The sequence below is a fragment of the Bacteroidota bacterium genome, from assembly GCA_016711505.1.
GTDB lineage: Bacteria > Bacteroidota > Bacteroidia > AKYH767-A > 2013-40CM-41-45 > JADKIH01.
Genome location: JADJSV010000003.1, coordinates 486,892 through 513,015, shown reverse-complemented (window position 1 = coordinate 513,015; position 26,124 = coordinate 486,892). Strand labels below are relative to the sequence as shown.

Below are 26,124 nucleotides of genomic sequence, written 5' to 3'. Positions count from 1 at the left end.
AAATATACAGAACAGGCAAAACAAAAATCGAAACTTGATCACAATAAAACAAAAGAGAAACAAATTATTGTGGAATTCACTTGGTTTTACTTCAGTTGCCTTAGGCATAATAGGATATCTAATTCCGTTAATGCCGGGAATTGTTTTTTTTCTGATTTCAATTTATTGTTTCTCCCGTGGAAGTAAAAAATTTCTGTTTCGTCTGGCTCGTCATAAACACGTGGGACAACCAATCCGGGATTTCAGTAAAAAGAGAGGTATTACACTCCGTCATAAAGGTATACTTACCGTTTCTGTAATTCCTGCAATTCTATTCAGCGCAATTGTTGTTGCCAATGCTTTATGGCTAAAAATTTCAATCTGCGCTATTGCAATTTTGGCACTACTCATTATCTGGAGTTTCAAAACGAAAGAACATATGGATAAAATTAAAACGAACTGAGTAAAAAATCAATAAATAAATTAATAATGTGGAATCTCCACATGAAACTCAGTTCCTTTTCCGACTTCACTGACGATATTAATAGTTCCCATCAGTTTGGTAACACACTCCTTTACTATATATAATCCGAGACCGGAGCCAATAGAATCTTTTTGATACCCGGTAAAACATATCGAAAACTTTTGTCTGCGATGCTTTATCAATTCCGATCCCATTATCCTTCACAACAATTCTTGTCTTTTTCGAATCCGAAACTGCTTCCACTAAAACATATGGATCAGATGATTTCGGATCAGAATATCTGATAGCATTTGAAATAAGGTTATTCAGGATTATACTTAAACGACTTTTATCTGTATTTAAAATGTCAGGACAATTTACTTTCATTTCCAGCCTTACTTCCCTCCTGTCTTTGCCCATGTATTTCAGATTCTTTTTGATTTCATTCAAAATGGAATTCAAATCGATAGGTTCTTTAGAAACTTCAACCCGTGAATTTCTGGAATAGTCGAGTATGTCCAATATAAATCCATCCAGTTTTTTAATACTGCCTTGAATCATACTTACATTTTCAATAACAAATTCGTCTTTCGATTCGTCAATAACAATTTCTGCAACACCTGCCATTGAACTTAATGGAGCTCTCAGATCATGCGATACACTATAAACAAATTTATCCAGCTCTGAATTTGTCTTAAGTAATTCCTTATTCTGAAAAATAAGTTTATTTTGTGCTTCATTCAAATGCTGATCACTTGATCGTAATTTGTCCCTCATTGCAATAAGTGCCTTGCCCAAATTATCATCATCACTGAGTGGAACGAATGCTGAATCAAAGTTCCTTTTTCCTATGTCTTCAGCAAACAATGCTGCAGAGTTTAACTTTACAGAAAGGGCATTTACTGAATTGATCATCGCTCCTATTTCATCCTTACTATTATGTGATAAAACATTTTTCACAATACCTTTTCCCAGTAGATCTACAATCTTTATAATTCCATTTATAGGTCTGATAATACTTCTCATCATAAAAGCAGAAAGAAATATTGATAGGCTAACAATGATTACTGCCAGAATAATCATCAATGTGCCCATCATCATGATAGCATCTGACTGTTCATTTTCTGCAACCGACTTTATTTGATTATTACTAGCGATTACACCATCCAGTTTTTCTAAGATCGTATCAATTGGAGGAATGATCTCATTTTCTACCAAGCTTTCAGCTGTAAACTTTTTCACAGGATCATCATAGTCTTCAAACTTGCTCAGAAGATTCATGATCTTGTATTGATCGATCAAAACTTTTTCAAATTGAATGAACACCTGATCCAGATCAGATTTACCTCTTTTTTCATCCCATAAAATCGATTCAAGCTTCAATTTTTTACGGATCAATGGGTAGTCCTTCGATTGAATAATTGAAAGTTCTTTCTTGTAATCTTCATTTGACCTTAGATAGACCCAGTTGATAGAAAATTCCCGTGAAAGAATAATCATCAATTTAAAATTATTCAATTCTTCAATGGACGGGTCAATGTTTTCGGAGATCAATGTGGAAAGTTTCCTGTTGTGATCCACAGTCCAGAAAATGATAATTCCATTGACGAGAAAAATAGAAACAAGTAAATAAAAGGACAGATTAATTTTTTTCTTAATACTACTTCGCATTTAAATTTCCTTTAAACTAAAATTTGAAATTAACACCTGCCATAATCCTTAACAAATCTTCCGGTTGTCCATAAAACAGATCCGAGTCCGGCTTTTTAAGATCCATTAGAAACCCTACACTTCGATAGTGCACATTCAGTACATTTGAAGCATTTGCAAAAAATGAAAATTGCCTGCTTACATTATACCTGGCTGATATATTGAGTAAAGTATATCCGGGAATACTTTGTCTTTGCAACAAACCGTTAACTGTGTCAGCAATTCCATTTATTGATTGTTCAGTCATGAAAATTGCTCTGGGCGCAATTGTGAATTTCCCTAAACTACACTCTATCCCTGCGTGAACAATAAATTTCGAAACAAAATCTACTTTCGCATCCGGTGTTAATTCATCCTCTTCCCTCAAAGCACTTTGAATAATGCCATCTGTATAACTGACACTTGCAAATGAATTCAACTTGGCTTTAGAGACTGTAGTTTTCCAGTTCAGCTGTATACTTCCACCATAGTTTTCTTGTCGTCCCTGATTAACATATACTTCAATATAATCGACAGGAAAAGCAAAAAACTGATTATTGTAAAGGTGAGTGCTCGAATTATCATCGGCAAATCCAAGAAGATTATACAATGCGGTATAATAACCATCCACTGTTAAACTTAAATTATTCGTAAAATACTGTTTGATGCTTAATTCATATGTTCGCGATGTGATCGGTTTAAGATTAGGGTTTGGCAGATGCAAAAAATAGGATGAATAAGTCTTTCCCGAATCTGCAGTTACAAAAGATCCCCATTGCGCGTAACTGGAAGATACGGAAGGTGCCAGATAAGCAGATCCGAACATTACTTTAATTGTTGTTTTATTAAATGGTTTGTAAACACCACTAATTCTTGGGTTTAAAGTATTTCCATATCTGGTGTTATAATCATATCTCGCTCCGAGGGAGAAAATGAGTTTTTTAACAGGTGAATATTGTGCCTGTAAAAAAGAGCCTGTATTTGAATAACGAAGGAAGAAAAAATGTGCAGGTATACCATTAGGGCTATAGTAATTCTTTGTACCCAGATAACTTGATTGAATTGCAGCATTTGGATTTACAGGGTCTTGAAGGTCTCCACTATAGGGCACAACAGAAAACAATTCATAACTTATTCCACCGGTTAAATTAATTCTTGGAGAAATTTCAAAATTAAGTTGCTCTTCTCCTTTTATTGAAGTGGATGATTCATATTTATAAGCCGGCTCAAATCCTGTATACAGATTTCTATAATTTGACTTGGGATCAAGCACAAAATTACTGGCAGTTAAAGATGAAACAGTATTCAATTGTCCAAAACTTTTCTTGTATGATGCATTGACTACATCGATTCCTTGCTTAATTGCTGCTTCTTTGTTGTAAAGAGCGTTATTGACATTACTCCCATATGCAGAAGGCGTCGTAGTTGAATTCCTGAAATAAGATAATGTAAAATCAGAACTATGAATTGCAGCATAAATATTGTATGCTGACATCGGAGCTTCAAAATTTGCTGAAACCGGAGCAATCGGAGTTACCGGACCAAACACAGTATTTATAGTACCGCTTTCATATGATGATGAATTGGTTTGCGGGTCATTGTTAAATGTTTTATTGAGATCCGGTTGTTTATCATAATAGTACTGTCCGGATATGATCATACTTACCTCATCAGATAATTTTTTTGTGATCATTAACTGATTATTGGTATAGCCATAATTTCCATTCAAAGATGAACCTTCAACAGAAATTTCATCTTTAGCGCTTTTTTGGGTAATGATATTGATAACACCTGAAACAGCATTTGCTCCATACAGAGCAGAAGCCGGCCCATAAACGATTTCAATTTGTTCAACCAGGTTTACAGGATAATTTTCCATGATAGGTAAAGCTTCATCAATTGGAGAAGATATTCGTACACCGTCAAGCAGGATAATGAATTTGTCCTGTCCTTGAACGCCCCTGACTGTAAAACTACTTCTGATACCGGAATATACTTTATCATCGATCTTTATATCAGGCAGATCATACAGTACATCTAACAATGATTGATATCCTCGAATTTTTATTTGCGCTTTGGTGACAACCACAATCGTTGCTGCAGCCATTTCAAGTTCTTCCGATGCTTTACTCACAGTAGTAACTTTTATACTTAGCAATTCTTTCAGGCTGAGATTCTCCAACACATGCGAACTATCTGATTGAGCTGAACAAACAGAATTACCTGCAGTCAATATTAAGACACAGCCACTACAGATCATTGTGCCAATCATTTTCAAAATTCCTTCCATCTTTATTTTCATTTAACTATAGTACCCAGTGCAAGCAATTCGTTTGCAATTTTCAGATTTCGTTTAATTATATTCCCGGTATTAAATTCAAGTTTTGTCTTATCATCTTCCACGACAAAATTTATACATGCTCCTTTTGATGACAATCCTTCTTCCTCTGTAACTATCAATACCGATAAACTCTCAGTCATTGCCAAAACTCTTTTCAATGAAGAACTTTTTGCTTCAGAAATGAAAAGTAAATTACACACATAAGAAGATTCGGATGAAGTAAATGGTTTGACAACAATTTTATGGTAACCTAAAGATTTACCTGCTGTTACTTTTTTAAGTTCATCCACAATAGTAGAATTACCCAATACTCCAATAACAAAATCTGAATTGCTGTTAAATTCAGGCCAGTTAACATACTTAGTAAAATGATATATAATATTTGCACGAACGGAATAGCCGACATCTTGTGCCATTCCATTATAAAGAGGAAAAATACCAATAAAGAAAATCATGAATAATCTAAAGATTATCCGATAAAAAGAACACACCATATTTCACACACAGTTATTGTCTGTTATGAAACTTATACCATGTCCATTGCATTTAGTTTGTAGCAATTCAACTTGAAGAATCGTAGTCGTTACACCTACAAATTTTCAAAAATTACATTTGATCTGACAAATCTTACAATAAAGCTGTAATGATATGACCATAGTCATCTCTGATGTCCATTACCGAAAACAAACGATTCAGTAACCACTAAAAAAAAGCAGGAATTATAAGATCAATTCCACCGGATCATCTCCGAAAATATCTCATTCAGATTCTCCTCAAGTTGCTTTGCACGGGGAATAAGTACGCGGTCTTCAACTAGTCCGTGAACGAGCAGGTCTTTTTCAAATGATTCAAGTTGGGTAATAAGAATGCGATAAAGAGTTTTGCTGGTCTCGTGAGTTTCTGTGCTGACGAGTGTTTCGCGCATTTTAGCAAGATCAAGTTCAACGTCGTCGTGAGCATTAAGGATCTTGTCCATGGAGTTGTCTTTAGTAGTCACAAAATAATCCTGAACGTTGATCTCGTGCTTTTCAAATTTCAACAAAGATTTAATGTATGGAAGCATAAAACTTTCCTCTGCTTTGATGTGAGTTGCCAGACGGGATTTGTATTCCAGAAAGAAGCTATTTAAAGCGAGTAATAGCGGATGACTTTTATCGTACGACTTAATAAGTAAGTCGATTGTCTGCTCAATTTCATGCAGGCGTTTCGATAGATAATAAGTATGTGTTCGTTCAATATAGTCAAGGATTGTAACCAATGAGAACTGATCATAATCTCTGGAATTAAAATTTGATTCATCTTCAAATGTGCGCAGTAAAACGAAAATGAAATCAAGGTCGATGTTCAGACTTTTCAGTTCACCATATGAATGAAGCAGACCTGTTTTGTCGCTGGATTTATAGCGCGCAAGAATTTGTTGAATCGGTAAATTAGAATCCATTGATGCATTTTTTATCAGACGTCAAATCGATTACGTCATTCTGTGAAGAAATAAAGGTATTGCATTTTGGGTATTGGAATCAAGGGGTTTCCAGAAAAGATTTTAACATAATTTTCAAAATTTTTAAATGTTAATGTTTTGAAATAGCCCAAATCCTAAAATCGAAGCGCAAATCCGCAATCCGAATTCCGCAATCCGAAATAATTTTAATTTCGGATTGCGGATTTCGGATTGCGGATTTCGGATTTCGGATTGCGGATTTAATGCCTTGTAGGAAACTTTCCTGCTGTTTTGAAAGATCAATACGACTTAGAAACTAAAATCAGAACGCTTTTCGAAGCATCTCAGCATATTCATTTGGCAGTGGACTATCCTCAATTGCATTTGCAGCTTTTTCAATATCGTAATCGAAGCGGCAAAATTCGACGTGAATTGAATCACTTTTATTAACTGAAGAATTCTCGTCAATCGTTAGCATAACATAACAACCTTTCGTATTCTCATCTTTCGGTTTTCCGACAGAACCGATGTTGATCGCATGTCTGAATCTGCTTTTATTTTCAATCTCAGTGGATAGTATCCGATGATATGGTTTATGCGTGTGACCAAAGCACATAATGTCAGCATCTGCCTGCTCCATGATACGGTTTAAACTTTTTTCATCGCGATCTTCGAAAAGATATTCATTGATCTTACGCGGACTTCCGTGCACAAGCAGTAAATTAAGCTTGTCGTTGTTCAATTGAAATTCTAATCTGATATGTGCGGGTAATTCTCTTAAATACTGCCGTTGTTCATTCTTGACGATCTCATTAGTGTAAGCAATAGACACCTTTCCCAATTCTTTTTCTGAATCTGTTTTGTAAGCACATCCACAATCATCACTAGATCTTCCAATACCAAAATCATAATTTCCGGCTATCGTTGGAATTTTTCGTTGCCTGATAATATCGATCACTTCATTGGGCCAGATATTGTAACCTACCAGATCGCCCAGACAATAAATTGCATCAGGTTTCTTGGCATCAATGTTTTGCAAACAAGCTTCCAATGCAGGGAGATTAGCATGTACATCGATGAAGAGTGCTATTTTCATTCTATCCTATTTGAGTTATCATTTTTCTGACAATTGCTTTTGCTCAGCAAACATTTTTACCTGAGCTTTGATCTTTTCCCGTACTTCTCTGACCTTTACCATTTTTTCCTCATGACTACCTGTAAAGGTTGAAGGATCATCGAAAGACCAATCGATCATTTCGGCCATACTTGGAAAGATAGGACATTGTTCCTGAGCTGCAATATTACAAACACGGATCACATAATGAAAGATTTGTCCGGCTTTAAAAAGATCAAATACTGCTTTTGTTGGATTAGAAGAGATGTCAATTCCATCCTCATGCAATGCTTCTATTACAAGAGGATTAATAGGCGCAGGTTTAAAGCCTGCGCTTTCAACTTCAAAATTGTCACCTCCGAACTTTTTCAGATAAGCTTCTGCCATCTGACTGCGAGCGGAATTGTGCATACACAGAAACAATACTCTTTTCTTCATCTGATTCGATTTAAATTATCTGCTTTATTTAATTCAAAAGATCAATTACAACAACCGGGTGGACAACATGGTTGATCTTTTTTTTCTTTCTCACCATAAACTGTTATGCTGAATATCCCTACACCACTTTCTTTGTAGGTTTTAATATCAGATTCCGATAAATATTCTTTAAGGATATCATCAGGAAGTAAGATTGCTTTTTGCTTTTGAATAGTTACATTTTTAAAACCTGCATCATGTATAGCTTTGAGGTATACATCTTTCTGAATTGCTCCGGAAATACAACCGGCGTACATTTCTGCAACATTCATCAGAGTCTTTGGCAAAGCACCTTCAAGCACTACATCAGAGATACTGAAATGTCCGCCAGGTTTAAGTACACGGAATACTTCGCTGTAGGCTTTTACCTTATCAGGAACCAGATTCAAAACACAATTACTAACCACGACATCAGCAACATTAGAAGTTACCGGTAAGTTTTCAATATCACCCTGACGGAATTCAATGTTATGATATCCGAGTTTCTCTGCATTAATCCGTGCTTTATCGATCATAGCCGGAGTGAAATCGATACCAATAACTTTTCCGGTATCACCTGTTTCCTGACGAGCAACAAAGCAATCGTTTCCTGCTCCTGAACCCAGATCGATGACCACATTTCCTTTAGCGATCTTTGCAAACTGAGTAGGCAATCCACATCCAAGTCCAAGATCTGCTTCCGGATTATAACCTTCCAATTTTGAATAGTCATCGGACATAATATTATATACATCCGTTGAGCAGCATGTAGAACCACAACATGATGATTCATTCTGATCCTTCTCTTGCAGTGCGATCTGTGAATACTGTTGTTTCACAAGTTCTTTAATTTGTTCGGGGGTTTTGTTTTCCATAGCTAACGTAATATTACGATTAATAAAGTTAAATTTTTTTAGCAACAATTTTTCTTAACAACTAACTTATCAAACAGTGCATTCAGATATTGCTTAGCCTGAAGCCACTCTTTTTCATTTATACAATAACAAGTTTTTACTCCTTCAATATCTCCCTGGATCAATCCGGCAGACTTCAATTCTTTCAAGTGCTGAGACACGGTTGACTGAGACAAAGGTAATTCATCCACTATATCACCACAGATACATGAGTTCTTTTTTAAAAGAACTTCAATGATCGCTACACGGGCAGGATGTGCCAGTGCTTTGGCATATTGAGCAACTTTGTTGTCTCTTACCGTAAATTCTTCTGTTTTTGAAATTCCCATTACATCGCAATATTACGATTTATATTAACTTCATCCAAAAATTTTTTTCATTATTTCTAAGCACTTCATTTCCTCTAAATAAGTCATTAAAACATGTTATTTAAACTCGGGCAATATTTACCCCATCAAAAATCTGACAGATTTTCCCTTATTATTTATGCTTAAAGATTCGCATTTCATAAACAAAACGATCAAAATAACGTATAAAAGAGGTGGGCAATTGTATGCTATAAATCATCTTATAAAAAAGAATTTTCCAAATGAAACTACCTAAAATAAAAAACACTATGACTTCATTTCAGTTAACCCAACTAAACAATGAGTTGGAAAAACAGAATGAAATGCAGACAAAGCGTGAATATGAATTACTCATTCTGAATAGTGAACTAGCTTACCAAAACGAACAAAAAGAAAAACGTGCAGCAGAATTAGTTATCGCCAACATAGAATTAGCATACCAGAATTCTGAGAAAGAAAAACGAGCTGCAGAATTAATTCTGGCAAATATCGAACTAGCCTACCAAAATAAAGAAAAAGAGGCGCGTGCCGCTGAGCTATTTCTTGCAAATGAGGAGTTACTTTTTCAGAACAATGAAAAAGAAAAGAGAGCAGCAGAATTGATTATAGCAAATAAAAAATTAGAATTCGAAAATAGCGAAAAAGTAAAACGCAGTTCCGAATTGCAATTAGCAAATGATGAACTGGCAGTCCAGAATAAAGAAAGAACACTTAAGGCTATAGAATTATCTGAGTTAAATTTAAAGCTTCAAAAAGCTGAAGTTCAACGTGAGAAATTAATCAAGGAAATGATAAATCGTAATTGCGATCTGGAGCAGTTTACATTTATGGTTTCGCACAATTTGCGGGCACCAACTGCAAATATTATTGGTATCGCTGATTTTTTAAATGAGGACGGAATTTCTGAGACTGATCAAAAAGAATACTTAAATCACCTCACTACTTCTGTAATACAATTAGACAATATAATCCGGGATTTAAATAAAATTCTACAAATCAAACGAAATTCCGGAAATAGAAATGAACGGATCAATTTAACAACACTGGTCAATGAAATATTTCTGAGTATTGGGGAATTAATTGACAGTAATCAGGTGAGAATTAAGCCTGACTTCTCAGAAGCAGAAAATATTATGTCTGTAAAACCATATATTCATAGTATCTTTTTCAACCTTATAATTAATAGTATTAAGTATAAAAAAACCAATGAACCACCACTAATTCATATTAAAAGCCATATCGTAGAAAATAAAATAATTATTTCATTTTTAGACAATGGTATCGGAATTGATTTGAAAAAACATGGAAAATATTTGTTTGGATTATATAAGAGGTTTCATACACAGGTAGAGGGAAAAGGAATGGGACTTTTCATGGTAAAAACACAGGTAGAATTACTTGGAGGGAATATTAAAGTGCTGAGTAAAATCAATGAAGGAACAGAATTCTTAATAGAATTAGACTATAAGCCTTGAAAATGAAAAAAATCATTTTAATCGACGATGACGTACAAAACATATCACTTTCAAAACTGATCCTATCAAGGTTGTTAGGCAAAGAGATAGAGATTATTGATTTTACCGATCCTGAAATTGGAATTAAGTTCTTACATGATCATTTCAGCAATACTCAAACTAATAATCCTGCAACTCTATTTCTGGACATAAATATGGGTTCTATGGATGCCTGGCAGTTCCTTGAAAAATTTGAAACATTTTCTCAAAGAATTAAAGAACAAATAAATATTTATATTCTTTCCTCATCAATAAATCAGGAAGAAATTGATTTATCCAAGACTAATAGAAACGTTATTGATTTTATTGAAAAACCTCTTAATAAAAAATCCATTAGCAAAGTCTTCGCTTAGAATGCAAAAAACGAAACACCTTTTTCAAAGTGCTTCGCTTCCTAATTATGCCTAAAAACTGATACTATTATTTGAGAGGTGTTCGACTTTGAGTTTTTTAAAACATAGAGCGCATCGAGGGAAAAAAGGGAGGAAAAGGAGATCTTTTGTTTCTCCCTTTTTTTCTTTGTGGACTCTGCGTTAATTTTTCAGAAATAATCAATTTATCCTATAATCATTTTATTTTTTTCTGGAATACCGAATACTCCAGACAACATTCCAGGTCTTCCCTTCATCTCTTGTCAGTTCCCAGCTCCAGTCAAAGCTATCAGGAGTAATATTATAGAACCGCATCTTATTATAACCTACTCCACCTTTCTTTAAAATCTGTGGTGCTGTAAAGAGCAGCATTTCATTGTTCTCAAACTTTCCTGTTAATGCAAAGTATGAACCTTGATTGTCAACCCATGTTTGCTGCCATAATTTTAAAACAGGGTTATACATTGACCAGCTTTCGCCTCTGTATTTCTGATTCGGGTCATAAAACTTTTCATGAATAACACAGCCATCAAAATCATGTTCGATCTTGTTGGTAGCATGCATTGTATCACTGTACGTCAAATCCCATTCGCCTACCCAGAAATCAAACTGCTTACTTTCAGGTGTTGAACACGGTTTTACATTTTGTGCATTCATTGCAGCAACAAGAAGAAAAAGAAATATTGTAACAACATTTTTCTTCATTAGAAATTATTGTTGCGTTAATGTTCTCGGACGCGGTTGTCCATCACGGGTCAGTCCATAGAAATCCAGAACATAACTTCCGGCAGTTCCTGTTTTCTCGCCTTCACCATGTACTTCAACACCAAGAGATGGATGAATTTTCTGAGATGGAATATATAAGCCCGTTCCAAAATCAACAAAATACAATGGAATTGGAATTGTAAACGTTCCGTACAGATCATCGCATGTAAATAACCGGTCTGCGACTTTTGCCACATTTACAACTCTTCCATTTGCCTGCGAATAGGTACCGGTATAATCTTCTAAAGGAACAGCAGCATCATAAACTACAATGACTCTGTTCTTAGTCGTTTCAAAACCGTTTGAATTACTTGCAGAAAATGTTACATAATAAACTCCCGGAGTTGAAAGATCAACTTCAGCAGTGCTACCGATAAGATCGGATTGTGCTCCTGTAATATCATCTGTCAGAGTTGCACCTGCATCGGTATAGGTAGAACCGGTTGCCAGAAAAATTACGGTATCACCCGGAGCGCCTTTTAAAGTGATCATCGGATAACTTACGCTTACTACTTTTGAAACTTCAGCAGTATCCTCCTTTTTACAGGCACCAAGGATTGAAATCACCGCAATTGTGAGAATTAATATATTTTTTTTCATAGTGTTTATCTGGTTAAAATCGTTAGTTGACATCCCACCATACTTTCGCAGTGATGTCAGGTTGAGCCGGTGTATTCTGATTTGTCTGTATTTCTGAATTCGGATAAGGCAATCTCTGCGGATAACTTCCCGGAGCGATAAGACTGGTAAGAGATACAGTAAAGAAATCAGGATATCCTGTTCTCCTCCAATCATTCCATCCTTCTATCGATTGATTTCCGCAATTAGCAACCCACTTCTCAGTGATGATTGCTTTTACTTTATCGTCCTGACTACCTGCTGCAGGAAAAGCAATCTGCGGCAATGCATAATAATCAGATGCATCTGTCTCAGAAAATTCCCAACGTAGAAATGAAGAAGTAATACCTGCTTCATACAAAGCCTGAGCATCATCTGCTATCCATCCGCGTGCTGCTGCTTCACTAAGCAGAAAATATGTTTCAGACGCAGACATGAAAACTGCAGCGGCATCACCACCGGCAATTAAATCACTTGGCTGAGAGAAATCATTAGGAGTAGCATCAGAAGGGAAAGTTGGAGTCTTTCCATCTCCCTGATCGATGCCTGCATGTGAGCCGGCATTAGGACCTGTCGTTGCGGGAGTAAAAAAAGCATCGATACGAAGATCACCATTAGCAATCATGTAATTCAAAATTGTATTACTGGCCATAATATTTTGTCTGCCCAGATTTATGAATTCAGTATACAATGGATGTTCATATCCTACGGAATTAACGAAATGCATTTCTGCATCCATACCGTCTTCCAGAAATATTGCTCCATTAGTATACAGAGAGCTAATACCTGCCTGCGCTACGCCGGGACGAACCTCTGATTGGCGCATATAGATTCTTAGCTTAAGTGAATTTGCAAAACGCTCCCACAATTCCATATCGCCATGATAAATAAAATCATCAGCTCCCGGAACAAATGCGCTTGCATCATAATCTATATTTGAAATTCCTTTATCGATCATTACGATCAATCCATCATAAATAGATTGCTGTGAATCGAAATGCGGGGCAATGTTATTCAAGCCTTGCAATGCTTCTGAATATGGAATGTCACCATGCAGATCGGTTAGTACATGGAATACATACGCTTCCATTATATATGCAATGGCTGTGTAATTAGGTTTATTCTCAGAGATACCTTTTTCGCTGAGTACTTTGAAGTCTTCAAGTACATCAGAATACAATTCCACCCACTGTCTGTCAAAAGTCGTATTCGGAATCTGATACTGATCATAGATGTTATATTGATTTCCGGTTGAACCTTGCGTCCAGTATTGAGCCCAGAATCCAGTGATAACCTGATAAGTTCCACCCGTTATAAATGCGGTGTGAGCGATTGCCGGTGGAAGGATCAATTCACTTGTTACATCAATAGGATTATTCGGATCGGTATTTACGTCGAGAAAATCCTTCTTGCATGAATTCATCGTAAGCATTGCTGCAATGACGATCAAACCTGTATATATTTTAATGTTTTTCATAGTTTTCATTTTTGATTTGATTAAAAAGTAAATCTTACCATGCCACCAAAACTTCTTACAGAAGGTAAAGCGCCATAATCATAGCCCTGAACATTTCCTGTACCGAATGAACTAACTTCAGGATCCAGATAGATATTCTCTTCAGGAGTACTGATCCAGAGATTTCTTCCGTACGCTGTTAAAGTGATTTCACCGAAAGGAGTTTTGCTCATCCAACGTTTCGGTAAGACATAAGATATATTTAACTCACGAAGTTTAACATAAGAACCATCCAATAAATTCTCACCATGCACATTTGTAAGTGCAGCACCGGAGTTAGCAAAGTATGTAAATGGATCTGCTTCTACCGTGTTCTCACCATAGGAACCATCAGGATTCAAAACAACACTGTTTGGAATAATAAAAGGTTCTCTGTTATTATAAGTTGTAGCCGGATCAGTACCGGTAAAGATCATCGTACTGCGGGTTCTTGAATAAAGTAATCCGCCTTGTTTGATATCAAATGTGAAAGAGAAGCTCCAGCTCTTATAAGTAAAAGCATTGTTGATACCCATTGTATAGTCAGGCAGAACAGTTCCTGCTAGCTGATCATTCGGATCTGTAATTGGAAGTCCGGTATTCGGATCACAAACGACATGACCTTCAGGATCACGCATGAAAGATGTTACCAACAACTGTCCCCATGGTTTATCAATAGCAGCAACCAGATCGGCACCGACAAATGTGGTTCCATTTCCAATTGAGATCTGACTTAAACCACCGTATAACTTTTCAACATTATTCGTATTCTTAGAATAGTTAACTGACAATGTCCATTTAAAATTCTTATTCACAACAGGAACAACTTTCAAAAGCATTTCAATTCCTTTGTTGGTCATTGTTGCAGCATTCACAAATTGAGCACGGTATCCAATTGTTGCAGGAAGCTGAATTGGGATGATCTGATCTTCGCTTCTGTTGGTATAATAATTAAAATTGAATCCCACTCGGTCATTCAAGAATGAAAGCTCTGTTCCGATCTCGAATGCAGTTGTAAATTCAGGTGTCAGATTTGGATTGGCAAGTGTGTTTCCTTTTGTAAATCCCGGAATTCCATCGTAAGGAAATTCAATCTGCACACCCTGGTGTCCGTCTGTAATTGTATAAGCTGGATTACTTGTATTTGGAGCTGTAAAGACTTCACTCAAACTGTAAGCCGGAGCATCTTTCCCAACCCGTGCATAACTCAAAGCTATCTTTCCGAATGATAAAACTTTATTGCTTAGCTTAAATGCATCTGTAAAGACAAATGACAAATTTGCGCTTGGATAAAAATAACTATTGTTATCAATCGGAAGAGTTGATGAATGATCGTTCCTTCCCGTTAATTCCAGAAATAAGAAATTCTTATAGTCAAAAGCAAGAGAACCATACACTCCCCACAGTCTGCGAATATTTAAAGCATTTGCAGTTGTAGTATTTCCATTTACACCACTAAGATTATAAAAATTAGGAATGATCAATTGTGGCGCAGTTGAGATCAAGGAAGTATTTCTTCTCTCATTTACGTTTTGCCCCAGGATAAAACTAAATTTCAAATCTTTGTTAATAGACCGTTTGATAGTTGCAGTGAGATCCGAGTTAATTTCCCGTCCGGTCAATTCTGATGCCTGATAAAAGCCGGGGTAATCAATACTACCATCTGCGAATCGTGGTGATGCCGGATTTGTCTTAGCTATTGCGTGGATCTCTTCTCTGTTGTCTGCATAAAAATCTGTCCCTAGTCTGTAATCGAACGTAAGCCATTCAAGCGGCTTGTAATTCAACTGTACATTTCCGATCAGGTGATCAACAGCATTTTCATATGAGTTCTCATTCAGAGTATACCATGGATTGTTTGTATACGGACTATAATAACCATCAAGGTCATTGAATTTATTTTTATAATCTTTTAATTCTAGCAAACTGATATCGCGTGGAGTTTGTATGATATTCTCCCATGGCGACAAGGCAGTATTCTGTCCCTGAATCGAAAGGTCTCCATTTGATTTGGAATAGATCACCGATGCAGAACTGGAAACATGATTTGATAATTCAGTGCTGGCAGAAACTTTAAAACTATAGCGGTTGTATTCCGTTCCGGGAATGATACCGGTTTGTTTTACATTTCCGAATGAAAAATAGTAAGCAGTTTTATCCTGATTTCCTGCAAGAGAAAAATTGTTTGTATAAGTATGTCCAATGTCGAAGAATTCTCTGACATTATCTTCCAGTCCAACATAAGGCTTTACTCTTTGTTCGCCATCAATAGCATAACCCCACGGACGAACGACACCATCAAATGGTGCACCCCAGCTTGTATTCTCACGAAGGTCATGTAAGAAGAATGGTAAACCTTGACCGAACTGATTTTGGAATTCCGGTAACTTCAGTGGTGTTTCGAAAGTCATTCCGCTTGAGAATGTCATCGACAGATTTTTTCCGGAACCTTTTAATGCTTTTCCGGATTTAGTAGTGATCATGACTGCACCATTCGATGCACGAGATCCGTATAATGCTGCAGCAGCCGGACCTTTTAATATAGAAATTGATTCAATGTCTTCCGGATTGATATCATTGGCACGATTCCCGGCATCTACTTGTCTGTTCAGTTCATCGCCTGTTTGAAAGTTATCATCCTGAATAGGAATTCCATCAACAACCATGAGTGGTCTGTTGTCTCCTAATAAAGAAGAACCACCTCGAATGATAATTCGTGATGAAGACCCTACTCCACCTGAAGCACTGGTAATTTGTACACCTGCTACTTTTCCTTGTAAAGAATTTACCAGACTGCGTTCTTCACCTTTGGTAAGATCACTTCCTGTAACAGTAGAGACACCATATCCAACGCTTCGCTTTTCTCTTTCGATTGCATTAGCGGTGACGACGATCTCATTCAGCTTTTTAATATCTGTTTCCAGAACAGGATTAATGGAAGTTGAAGTTCCGATAACAATTTCCTGCGAAGTAAATCCCACACCTGAAAAGACAAGTGTAGTTCCACTTGCCGGGACAGTGATGGAATAATTTCCGTCAATATCAGAAATGGCACCGGTCGAAGTTCCTTTTACAATAACAGAAACACCGGGCAAGTGTCTGTCCATCGTCTTTAGAAGTAATTTTCCCTGTTATGACCCGGTCCTGTGCAAAAAGAATTCCGGTAGCCATTAAGAGGGCAAAAAGTAGTGAAGTAAATTTCCTGCTCATATCTTTTCTATTATTTTTAAAGTGAAATAATGATTGATAGAGATTTCTTTAAGCGAACAGTTCAGGTATCAACAACATCAAAATTCTGTAACAATAATTTAAGGAATTCTTGTTTAACCAAAACTATGAGAAGTAAGATACGATCATCCGGTGATGTTGTTTATGAATGACGAACTGTCCGCTCAAATGAAATCTTTGTTTACCAAATCATACACTCAGTATGATGGTATAAAAGAATAAAATTTTGATGAAATCTTTCACCACATGTAAATGTGGTTTGATGTAGTAAATTAAAAGTGAATGCTACATCAATATGTAGTAAGATAAAATTTGAAAATAGAAATAAATGATTTGAAGGTGGTGCAATAATTTCTCTTTTGGCAGGAGCAATAAATATTTTCCAGAAAATAAATTCTCACCCAAACTTTTTCACCTTAGCAAACGCCTCCGGAAGAGAATGCACTTCAAGTTTCTTGTAAATATTTTTTATATGAAATCGCACAGTATCGTGAGAGATAAAAAGTAATTCGGCAACCATTTTGTAACTGTTGCCTTTGCTCAATAATGTGAGTACCTCCTGCTCTCTTTCGGTAAGAGAAGAGACAATGAAATTCCTGAATGAGCCAACAACCATTCTTGCAATACGCGGGCTCATTGGTGAGCCACCTTTGCTAACATCACGGATTGCATCAAGGATCTGTTCAGGAGTAGTGTTTTTTGTTATGTATCCACAAGCTCCGGCACAAAGTGAATCGAAAACGGTTTTGTCTTCAGCAAATACTGTGAGCATAATGATGTCAGTTTTTGGAAGGGATCGCTTTATCTTTTTCACAGCTTCAATCCCTGAAATCCCGGGCAGATTGATGTCCATCAGAATCACATCCGGTAAAAGTGTTTCAACATTCTTCACAGCACTTTCAGCATCTGAAAATGCACCGATGCAGATAAATTCATCGTCATGTTCTTTAAGTGCGATCTGAAGACCTTCTCTCAAGTCTGAACTATCATCTACGATTACAACCTTTATCATCTTCTTATTAATTTGTGAGTGGCACTGATAATTCTATAATTGTTCCTTTGCCGGTTGAACTTATTTTCAGATCTCCGTTAATTAATCCGGACCGTTTATACACATTCTTTAAACCATTTCCATACTGACTGGCTTCAGTTGTTATACCAGATCCGTCGTCTGTTACAATCAATGTATAATGGTTATTCTCTCTGATAGCATTCAAAGAAACTGTCGTTGCTTTCGAATGCTTAAAACTATTGTTCATCACTTCCTTGAAAATAAGAAGTACGTGACGCTTTTGTTCAAATGGAATAGTATCGTTTTTAAATGCAGGGTTATCATCCATAGAAATAAAGCGGAAATCAGTCTGATCAAATAATGACTCGCCGAATTCCCGGAGTTGCTTATAAAGATCATATAACGAATCTTTCTCAGGGTCCATTGCCCATAGAAGATCACGCATAGTATGATACAAAGCTCCTGTTGTGCCGGTGATCTTATCAAGATAGCCTTTCAACTCAGACTGGTCAGGATTCAATTTTCGTTTCATGATCTCACTGAACCATGAAATGGTAGTGAGTTTGTGTCCCAATTCATCATGGAAATCCGCTGCCGTATCTGTCCTGATCTTTTCAATGGCGGCAAGTTGTTTCATTTTGAATTTTAACCGATACACATGCATCAGCCACAATATTGATCCTACGACAAATACTAAAGCCAGATAAAACCAGATGGTTTTGTAAAATGGCGGACTTATACAAATAATAATTTTTTCTCCTGTTGAATTGAATATTCCATCTTCATTTGACCCAATCACGCGGAATACAAATTCTCCGGGAGGTAAATTAGAAAAAATAACTTTATTCGTTGTACCAAGATTCGTCCACTCTTTCTGATACCCTTCAAGCATATATGCATATTGGTTCTTTGCGGGATTAGAAAATTGCAAGGCAACAAATTCTATGCTGAATGAATTGTTATAATGCTTCAGTTCCACTTTTCCATCAAGACTCAGAGCTTGCTGAGCATCACTTCCCAGGATCTGAAATTTTGTAATTGCTAAATGCGGCTTAACTGTATCTGTCCTGATTTCCCATGGCTTGAATGAAGTATAACCATTCACTCCGCCGAAGAACAGTTCACCCGACTCAGAAATGAAACCGGCGCCCGCATTGAATTCATTACTTTGTAAACCATCATGCAGATCATAGTTAAAAAATCTATTCGACACTTTATCGAATTTTGTCAATCCCCCATTAGTACTGAACCAGATAGAATTCCGGATGCTATCGACCTGCACGGTATAAATAGCATTGTTTTTCATTCCATTTTTTCTGGAAAAATTTCTTAACGTATAATTACTTTCAGAAATGAATTTAAGATTCGTCAATCCATTTGCTGTTGCAATCCATATAGAATTATCCGGATCTGATGTCAGATTGTAAACATTATCACATCTCATTGAGGTAGTATCATCAGGCTGGTAACGAATTATAAAAGGATTCAGATAGTTGTACTTATTGTTGCTGTATTTAAAGACTAATAATCCCTGTGAAGTTCCAACAAATAAATTATTGTTGTTGTCTTTCACCATTGATGAGATGACCACCTTATCGCTCAATTTCAATTCATCAAGTGAAATGATCAATTTCGATTCATCTGATTGCGGATCAAATTGAAAAACTTTTCTTGGCACTACAACAAACATTTGCCCATTTACATCCATGTACAGGTCACGAACACCAACAGTTGGAACACTTTTATTTACAACTACCTTCCGGAAACCAGGTTTTAATGAATATGGTTTTTCTATTTTAAATAATCCGGAAGAAGTCCCGGTCCAGAGATTTCCTGATCTGTCTTTCAAAAGATGATTAATATAATCACTGGCCCATATATCATCTGAAGAAGTATTAACTGAAAACAACTGACTTTTTCCTGAAGAAAGATTTTTCCGGATCAATCCTGAAGTTGTACCAATCCATAAGATAGACGAATCCTTCAGGAGACTATAAACAAAAGGCACATCTAATTGATCTTTCAAATCGTCGGAATAGAAATTTTTTGTAACAGGCACAAGTTTGGTCAGACCGTTTGCTTCACTTCCCAACCAGGCTATTCCCTTATTGATCTTGTCTTCTTTCAAAGAGATGATCGCTCCAACTGAAAATGAATTTCGTGAAATGATATTTTCCGGGTGAATAATATTTCCTTTATCAGGAATCATCTTATCAGTATTCAGTCTGAAAACTCCTTCGGAGCAACCTAACCATAAGTAATTATCAGAAAACAAAGTCGCACAATTCACATAAATTTGTTTTTCCTTGCTGTCAGATAATTTATACGAAATAAATTTTTCGTGAACAGGATCAAAGATTGAAATTCCGGTTTTTGTAACTGCTATTAAGTTGCCATTTTTATCTTTAACAATATCACAGATGTAATTATTTCCTATTCCGTTTTCAGAAGTAAAAACTTTTATCGAATTGTTTTGCTGATTGCCATTTGAGACAGTAGTAAGTCTGCACAATCCCTTCTTCGTTCCAATCCACAATACACCGGGCTTTTCAGAAAAAATTACAGAAGTATTCCTCAGCAAACTATCGTTACCTACATTAATTGATTCAAAAAAGAGTGAATCATTTCCTTGTGCATTTTTAGTCTCAAACAAACGATTCAACCCAAGAGAAGTTCCAACCCAGATCGTACCATCAGCATCTTCACAAATTGTAAAAACAGAGTTATCGTTGATCGAACCTTTCCTTGCACTTTCGGAAAAAGTAGTAAATGATTTAGTCGTTCTGTTGAAAAGGCTCAGACCGGAATTCATTGTACCGACCCAAAGTCTGTTCTTCGAATCACAGAAAACTGTCATGACATTACTGGAAGGAATCGACGCCGAATCGAACGGTTGATTATAATAAGTCTCGAAAGAATTTCCATCATACTTATTCAATCCATCCTGTGTGGCTACCCATAAAAATCCGGGCGAATCCTGCGCAATTCCATAAACTGTACTTTGGGAGAGTCCTTGAGCCAGTGAAATTCTGACCGAACGATAGATCTGACCATCAGATCCGGAAGACATAAATAGCAGGAACAAAACTAAAAAAGGCTTCAAAACAGCTAAAATCCATTCTTTAGATGGTATTCTACTCCTCGATATTCCGAGCTGACAGTTCATTGATGTTCATTATCTATTTTAAGCAAGATAATAAAATCAAAGATAGAATTTACTACATCAAAATGTGGGCAATTCGATAGTTCAAAGTTTAAAGTTCAAAGTTGGTTGGCTTCGTAGGTAGCTACGAAGTCAACTTTGAACTTTGAACTTTGAACATTGAACTTATTTAGAAACTATTTGATCACGGATACTTTTTTTGTAACAAACTTTTTATCAGAAGTACTAAGTATAAATGAATAAAGTCCCGGAGACAGTTCAACTGTTTTAATTTCATTTGATGGAACAAAACTATTTTTCACGATCGCTCTTCCTGTCATATCATAAACATCCAGAAAATAACTTACAGGTAATTTACTGATGTTAACTTTTCCGGTTGAAGGAACAGGATAAACGCTTACAAGAGTACCGCCGATCTGATCAACAGAATTACAAACATCAACAACATACGTTACAGAATCATTTCCTGTCATTCCACTTCCATCGACAACTGTTACACCTACAGTGAAGGTATCAGCAGCAGTAGTTGGAATGATGAGATATTGTCCGACAGAACCATCTGTCCATACATAACTCTGATACCCTGCACCTGCATCAATAATAACCACATCATTCACACATACTAAAGAATCATTGCCAAGATTATATGCAAGTTGCAATGAATCATAAGTTGCAAAGTATGTCGAATCATTGATTGGTGTTGTAATAGTCTGAGTCAATGGACCGTTATTGTTCCACGAAGTGAATAAAAGCTGATTACCACTATATTGTTGTGCGTATGGAGCTGAGATCATTCTATACATACCTTCTACACTTAATACAGAGTAAGGAGTTGTGAAGGGTTGTCCATCGAGTTGAAGGGAAAGTCCGGAAGGTTGAGAATTTAGTGTGATCATAGATGTTCTAGGCAATAGATCAACAAAAGAAGAATCGATCATTCCTTCTGAATCCTGAACTATCATATATAACCTATAGAATACATTAGCAGATTTTTCTCCGGTGTTAGGAATTGTAAATGATCCTGAACCTGTACCACCTGAAACTGTTGGTCCCGGATGAATGTGCGTATCATGATGAAAAACCAAGAGCCATTGAAAAGTAGAGGCTGCGAGAGTTCCATCTTCAGGATCGCTTGCAGTTCCACTGAAATTAATTACTTCACCGGCTGAATAAAAAGAATTTGTAAGTGGGGAGATGATAGTAGCTGAAGGAGGTTGATTAGCAGTTACAGTTAAATGAGCGATGACGCTGGTATCAGATCCGAATGTATTTGAAACAACTAACCGATAGTCTCCCGAATCTGCGAAAGCAACATTCGAAATTGTGTAATCAGGTAATATTGCTCCAACAACAGGAACATTATTATGCAACCATTGATAATTTAATGTTGCAGCACCACTAGCAGTAGCAGAAAAAGTGACAGGATAATTCAGTGAAATCGTTCTGCTCTGTGGCTGATTTAAAACTGCCGGAGCCTGATTTACAGAATAATCTATTTTATATAACGCTTCGTCATTACGTGATAAGTAATAAAGATTTCCATCGATTCCTGTAGCAATTCCAACAGAGTATGCAGCGATATTTGAGGCGAAAGTAGTTCGTGTTGGCGGATTGGTAAGTGAGATCATATCGATCCAGTTACCGCAATAATCAATATAATAATATTTATCCTGATACAATGCCGGATAATCAGTAGACACCGGATTGAAAAAGGTACCGCCTGTTATAGCGCAGCCTTGTCCGGATGCTGTACCATGGATATAATTATAATATGGATTAACGAAATTGGTATCAGTGCTGACACCTTCTGCAGCAGGCCATCCGAAATTATTGCCACCTGTTGTTGCATCGTTTATTTCTTCATAGGTGATCTCACCTACATCGTTGATAAATAATTTTCCAGTACCGGGTTGAAATGAAAATGTAAATGGATTTCTTAAACCATATGACCAGACGCGTTGTCTTTTTCCTGGACCGGTAAAAGGATTATTTACAGGAACAGAACCATCGGGATTTACACGAAGTATTTTTCCAAGATAACTGTCCAGATCCTGCGACTTATATGAACGACCATTTTCGCCGGCTGCTATATACAAAGTTCCATCCGGTCCAAAATCCAGGTGACCACCACCATGATAATTGGCAATTAGAGTATCTAATTCAATAACTGTTACTTCGCTTCCGGGAATTACAGTGTCACCGCTTGCAGTAAATCTGCTGACACGATTAAATAAACCGCTGGCAATAGTATAGCAAACGTATATATATTGGTTAGAAGCAAAATTTGGGTCTAAAGCCACACCCAGTAATCCTCTTTCTCCGTCAATATTTACACTTAATGACAGAAAGGGTTGGGTTAATAAAGTATCATTTTTCACCACACGTAACAATCCATTTTGCTGGGCAACGAAGAATCTTCCATCAGGAGCAATTGCCATTGTGGTTGGGGCAGTAATTCCGCCTGCGACCAATACCTGACTGAAACCAACAGGTAATGTCACTACTGCCTGAGCAGGGTTTGAACATAAGAATAGGGATAGTATCGCAGTTACTATCATTTGTTTTGTAAATTTCATGAGAAGTTGAAGGGATTTTAAACCGTACTATATTTAGGTAATACTATTAATTAATTTCCATATGATCTTTAAAATCCTATGCCAATCCACGGGAAATAGGTTTAAAGCCACCATTTTGAGGCGAAATTAAGAAAACGTCTTTAAATGAATTTGGTAGTTCTGATTAAGATTTTAATAAATTAGCAAGTAAAAAATATTTTAGCCCTCAGGCAACGTTTTTTTGATGAGATGCATTATATAAGTACATGACCACATTCGACGAAAATTTTGTTCTCCAATGCAAATCGGGTGACAAGAAAGCACAGAAGATGCTTTTTGAAAGAATGTATGCACCTATGTTCAGAGTCTGTATGCGATACTTATCACAACATGCGGATGCAGAGGATTGCCTGATGTTGGGTTTTATGAAAGTCTTTAAAAATATTGAGTTGTTTCAATTTAATGGAGAAAGCAGTTTGTCGGTATGGATCAGAAAGATCATGGTAAATGAAGCACTGATGTTTATCCGACAAAAAAAGAATCTGATGTTTGTTGTAGAAGAAACTACAACCGATGTACCAATGGAAGCAGAGATCATAAACTCAATGGAAGCTGAAGAATTAAACTATCATATTATGCAATTACCTTCCGGATACCGGACAGTTTTCAATCTGAATGTTATTGAAGGTTATGATCATAAGGAAATTGCATCATTACTAAACATCAGTGAAGTTACCAGTCGTTCGCAGTTGGCAAAAGCAAAAAGAAAATTACGAATCATGATCAGTCAAACAACAAGCAGCTATGGAGAACAAGGAGAATAAACTTATTGCAGACAAGATCAATTCACTTGATAAACTACCGCAAGGATATAACCCCAATCTGGATGCGAAATGGGCTTTGCTTCAGTCAGAAGAAAAGGAACAACCGGTACTTACATTGTTTCTGAAACAAAACTGGCGCACGATAGCTGCCGTAATTCTGATTCTGTTCCTGAGTTCTGCACTCTGGATATCAAAATTCAGTAGTTCCACCAACGAAATTTCTACGCAACCAATACATGAAATTGCACTTCCGGCACCGGTTCATCAAAATTTGCCTTTGGCAGAATCTCAAAAGCCAATTGAAAAACAAATTGTTGAAATTAAAAATCTTCAGAAACGACCAGGAAAAAAAATAAATTCAAAGGTTAGGCAGGAAGAGATCAGTATCGAAAAACAAATTCCGGTTCAGGATAAAAATATAGAAATCCAATTGCCGGTAGAAGAAAAGGCTTTAGCTACGTCAGAGATCAAAAGATCAAAACAAAGATATGTTCAAATGGATTTTGATGATGCAGTTGTAAAGGATAGCAATAAAAATACTTTTGCTCAAGGGTTTCAGTTCCGCTTAGGAATAAAAAACCTTCAGCCAACCAATCAAAACTCAGACAACAATACGAATTTCAAATTGAAACGTAATTTCTAAATAATCAAAATAAAATCTTACTATGAAAAAAATACTGCTGATCGCTTTATGGGCTTGCCTTGCCAATTTACAGGATTCAAAAGCGCAATATTATCTGGATGAAGATAAAGCTGAATGGAACAGCAAAGAAAAAGATACTATAAGAATCAATCCGTCAGAAGAAATAACTATTATTCTTATTGGTAAAAATAAGACCGGCTTGCTCAGATACGAAAACGCAGATTCTTTGATACAATTATTTCTTGCAGATATGGATAAAGCAATTAAAAGTTCAGTTTATCCTGCCGGATCCAGACTTACATATTACTTTGTAAGTGCCAATGGCAAACGAAGGTTAAAGGCTGAAAGTACAGACTATGCAGAACAGTCTGTTGACATACAAAAAGAAAAATGGTCATTGACGAACGAACTTCAACCATATGAATATATTATTTACGCTTTTGAAAATAATTACGAGATGCATATTTATCTCAAAGACCCGGCATTACTTCCTTCACTTTCACAGATCAAAATCAGTGATGCATTAGCAGCAGCAATAGAGAACAAAAAAATCATCAAGCAAAGTACACGTATAGAAGTTGAGAAAAAAAATGAACACTGGACGATCAAAGATCATGGTCGCGACAAGACTGACTTTCTTGAGTTGTCGCCATCATTCGGCTTAAGTTTAATTGGCAGCAGATGGAGCCCGATGGCAGCATTTAATTTAAGTCTGATATTTGACAACAAATATGCAATTCCATTCCTCAAGACGGGAGTCAGTTATAGTATCAATTCATTCGCAGACTGGTCGTCGGAAAAATTTACAAATCTGAATATGGTAGCATCTTATGATTTCAAGATCATGACCAATATCTCCGGCTCCCGGGCAAAATGGGTTGGCTTACAGGCTGGTTTTACGAAATCCTATGAAAAGTCAGGACCATTACACAACAAATTTAAAACCGGATTTGTTGTCGAAGATTCGGGATCATTCGGATTTAGTCTGGATGTTATTTACCTGAAGAATCAGAAATCTATATATGGGTTGACGGTGAAGATGCCTTTTTAATAATAAATAACTTTTACTTACTCGCGAAAAAACCGAAAGGGTCCTTCCAGGACCTTTTCGGTTTCTAAGCTTTACTGTTTCATTTTTATAATCAGGAAATAAAATTTTAGTTTTCTAATCGCACAGTAATACACTTGACCT

21 protein-coding genes are annotated in these 26,124 nt (G+C 36.4%); 6 read left to right on the top strand and 15 right to left on the bottom strand.

The features are described from left to right. Window positions 1-67: 67 nt before the first annotated feature. Window positions 68-442, top strand: a complete 375-nt coding sequence (locus IPL24_08075) for a YbaN family protein (GenBank protein ID MBK8363638.1) — start codon at window positions 68-70, stop codon at window positions 440-442. A gap of 78 nt (window positions 443-520) precedes the next feature. Here the strand turns inward: IPL24_08075 and IPL24_08070 are convergent, their stop codons facing one another. From IPL24_08070 to IPL24_08035, 8 genes are all read right to left on the bottom strand, one after another. Next, window positions 521-2,113 carry a hypothetical protein gene (locus IPL24_08070; GenBank protein ID MBK8363637.1) on the bottom strand — a complete coding sequence of 531 codons (1,593 nt, stop codon included), beginning with the start codon at window positions 2,111-2,113 and terminating at the stop codon, window positions 521-523. Between the two features lie 16 nt (window positions 2,114-2,129). Next, a complete protein-coding gene (locus IPL24_08065; GenBank protein ID MBK8363636.1) occupies window positions 2,130-4,403 on the bottom strand; it encodes a TonB-dependent receptor in 2,274 nt (757 codons plus the stop codon). 26 nt (window positions 4,404-4,429) lie between these two features. Further along, on the bottom strand, window positions 4,430-4,888 hold the full coding sequence (locus IPL24_08060) for a YfiR family protein (protein MBK8363635.1): 459 nt from the start codon (window positions 4,886-4,888) through the stop codon (window positions 4,430-4,432). A gap of 311 nt (window positions 4,889-5,199) precedes the next feature. After that, window positions 5,200-5,913: a hypothetical protein gene (locus IPL24_08055; GenBank protein ID MBK8363634.1), complete on the bottom strand. Its 714-nt coding sequence runs from the start codon at window positions 5,911-5,913 to the stop codon at window positions 5,200-5,202. A 322-nt stretch (window positions 5,914-6,235) separates the two neighbouring features. Continuing rightward, a complete protein-coding gene (locus IPL24_08050) occupies window positions 6,236-7,009 on the bottom strand; it encodes a metallophosphoesterase family protein (GenBank protein ID MBK8363633.1) in 774 nt (257 codons plus the stop codon). A gap of 18 nt (window positions 7,010-7,027) precedes the next feature. After that, a complete protein-coding gene (locus tag IPL24_08045; GenBank protein MBK8363632.1) occupies window positions 7,028-7,465 on the bottom strand; it encodes an arsenate reductase ArsC in 438 nt (145 codons plus the stop codon). A gap of 41 nt (window positions 7,466-7,506) precedes the next feature. Beyond that, entirely contained in the window at window positions 7,507-8,358 is an 852-nt protein-coding gene (locus IPL24_08040) for an arsenite methyltransferase (protein ID MBK8363631.1), read from the bottom strand. Between the two features lie 38 nt (window positions 8,359-8,396). Next, window positions 8,397-8,726, bottom strand: coding sequence for a winged helix-turn-helix transcriptional regulator (locus IPL24_08035; GenBank protein ID MBK8363630.1), 330 nt, complete (start codon window positions 8,724-8,726; stop codon window positions 8,397-8,399). Between the two features lie 260 nt (window positions 8,727-8,986). On the opposite strand from IPL24_08035, the gene IPL24_08030 reads away from it, so the two are divergent. Both IPL24_08030 and IPL24_08025 read left to right on the top strand, forming a co-directional pair. Beyond that, window positions 8,987-10,219, top strand: coding sequence for a hypothetical protein (locus IPL24_08030; protein ID MBK8363629.1), 1,233 nt, complete (start codon window positions 8,987-8,989; stop codon window positions 10,217-10,219). Between the two features lie 2 nt (window positions 10,220-10,221). After that, window positions 10,222-10,611 (top strand): response regulator, encoded by a 390-nt coding sequence (locus tag IPL24_08025; GenBank protein MBK8363628.1) that lies wholly within the window; start codon window positions 10,222-10,224, stop codon window positions 10,609-10,611. Between the two features lie 219 nt (window positions 10,612-10,830). Here the strand turns inward: IPL24_08025 and IPL24_08020 are convergent, their stop codons facing one another. From IPL24_08020 to IPL24_07990, 7 genes are all read right to left on the bottom strand, one after another. Further along, window positions 10,831-11,334, bottom strand: a complete 504-nt coding sequence (locus IPL24_08020) for a hypothetical protein (protein MBK8363627.1) — start codon at window positions 11,332-11,334, stop codon at window positions 10,831-10,833. Between the two features lie 6 nt (window positions 11,335-11,340). After that, a complete protein-coding gene (locus tag IPL24_08015; protein ID MBK8363626.1) occupies window positions 11,341-11,994 on the bottom strand; it encodes a DUF5011 domain-containing protein in 654 nt (217 codons plus the stop codon). Between the two features lie 22 nt (window positions 11,995-12,016). Then, a complete protein-coding gene (locus IPL24_08010) occupies window positions 12,017-13,489 on the bottom strand; it encodes a SusD/RagB family nutrient-binding outer membrane lipoprotein (GenBank protein MBK8363625.1) in 1,473 nt (490 codons plus the stop codon). A gap of 20 nt (window positions 13,490-13,509) precedes the next feature. Further along, window positions 13,510-16,614 (bottom strand): SusC/RagA family TonB-linked outer membrane protein, encoded by a 3,105-nt coding sequence (locus tag IPL24_08005; GenBank protein MBK8363624.1) that lies wholly within the window; start codon window positions 16,612-16,614, stop codon window positions 13,510-13,512. A 518-nt stretch (window positions 16,615-17,132) separates the two neighbouring features. Then, on the bottom strand, window positions 17,133-17,747 hold the full coding sequence (locus IPL24_08000) for a response regulator transcription factor (GenBank protein ID MBK8363623.1): 615 nt from the start codon (window positions 17,745-17,747) through the stop codon (window positions 17,133-17,135). A 7-nt stretch (window positions 17,748-17,754) separates the two neighbouring features. Continuing rightward, on the bottom strand, window positions 17,755-20,913 hold the full coding sequence (locus IPL24_07995) for a hypothetical protein (GenBank protein ID MBK8363622.1): 3,159 nt from the start codon (window positions 20,911-20,913) through the stop codon (window positions 17,755-17,757). 173 nt (window positions 20,914-21,086) lie between these two features. Then, window positions 21,087-23,486, bottom strand: a complete 2,400-nt coding sequence (locus IPL24_07990; protein ID MBK8363621.1) for a PQQ-dependent sugar dehydrogenase — start codon at window positions 23,484-23,486, stop codon at window positions 21,087-21,089. Between the two features lie 245 nt (window positions 23,487-23,731). Between IPL24_07990 and IPL24_07985 the strand changes: the two genes are divergently transcribed. The 3 genes from IPL24_07985 to IPL24_07975 are packed head-to-tail and all read left to right on the top strand — an operon-like array spanning window position 23,732 to window position 25,983. After that, window positions 23,732-24,289, top strand: coding sequence for a sigma-70 family RNA polymerase sigma factor (locus IPL24_07985; protein MBK8363620.1), 558 nt, complete (start codon window positions 23,732-23,734; stop codon window positions 24,287-24,289). Beyond that, window positions 24,270-24,932 (top strand): hypothetical protein, encoded by a 663-nt coding sequence (locus IPL24_07980; GenBank protein MBK8363619.1) that lies wholly within the window; start codon window positions 24,270-24,272, stop codon window positions 24,930-24,932. Before IPL24_07985 ends, IPL24_07980 begins: the two co-directional genes overlap by 20 nt. Before the next feature lie 22 nt (window positions 24,933-24,954). Beyond that, complete coding sequence (locus IPL24_07975) at window positions 24,955-25,983, top strand: hypothetical protein (protein ID MBK8363618.1); 1,029 nt, start codon at window positions 24,955-24,957, stop codon at window positions 25,981-25,983. The last annotated feature ends 141 nt before the right edge of the window (window positions 25,984-26,124 follow it).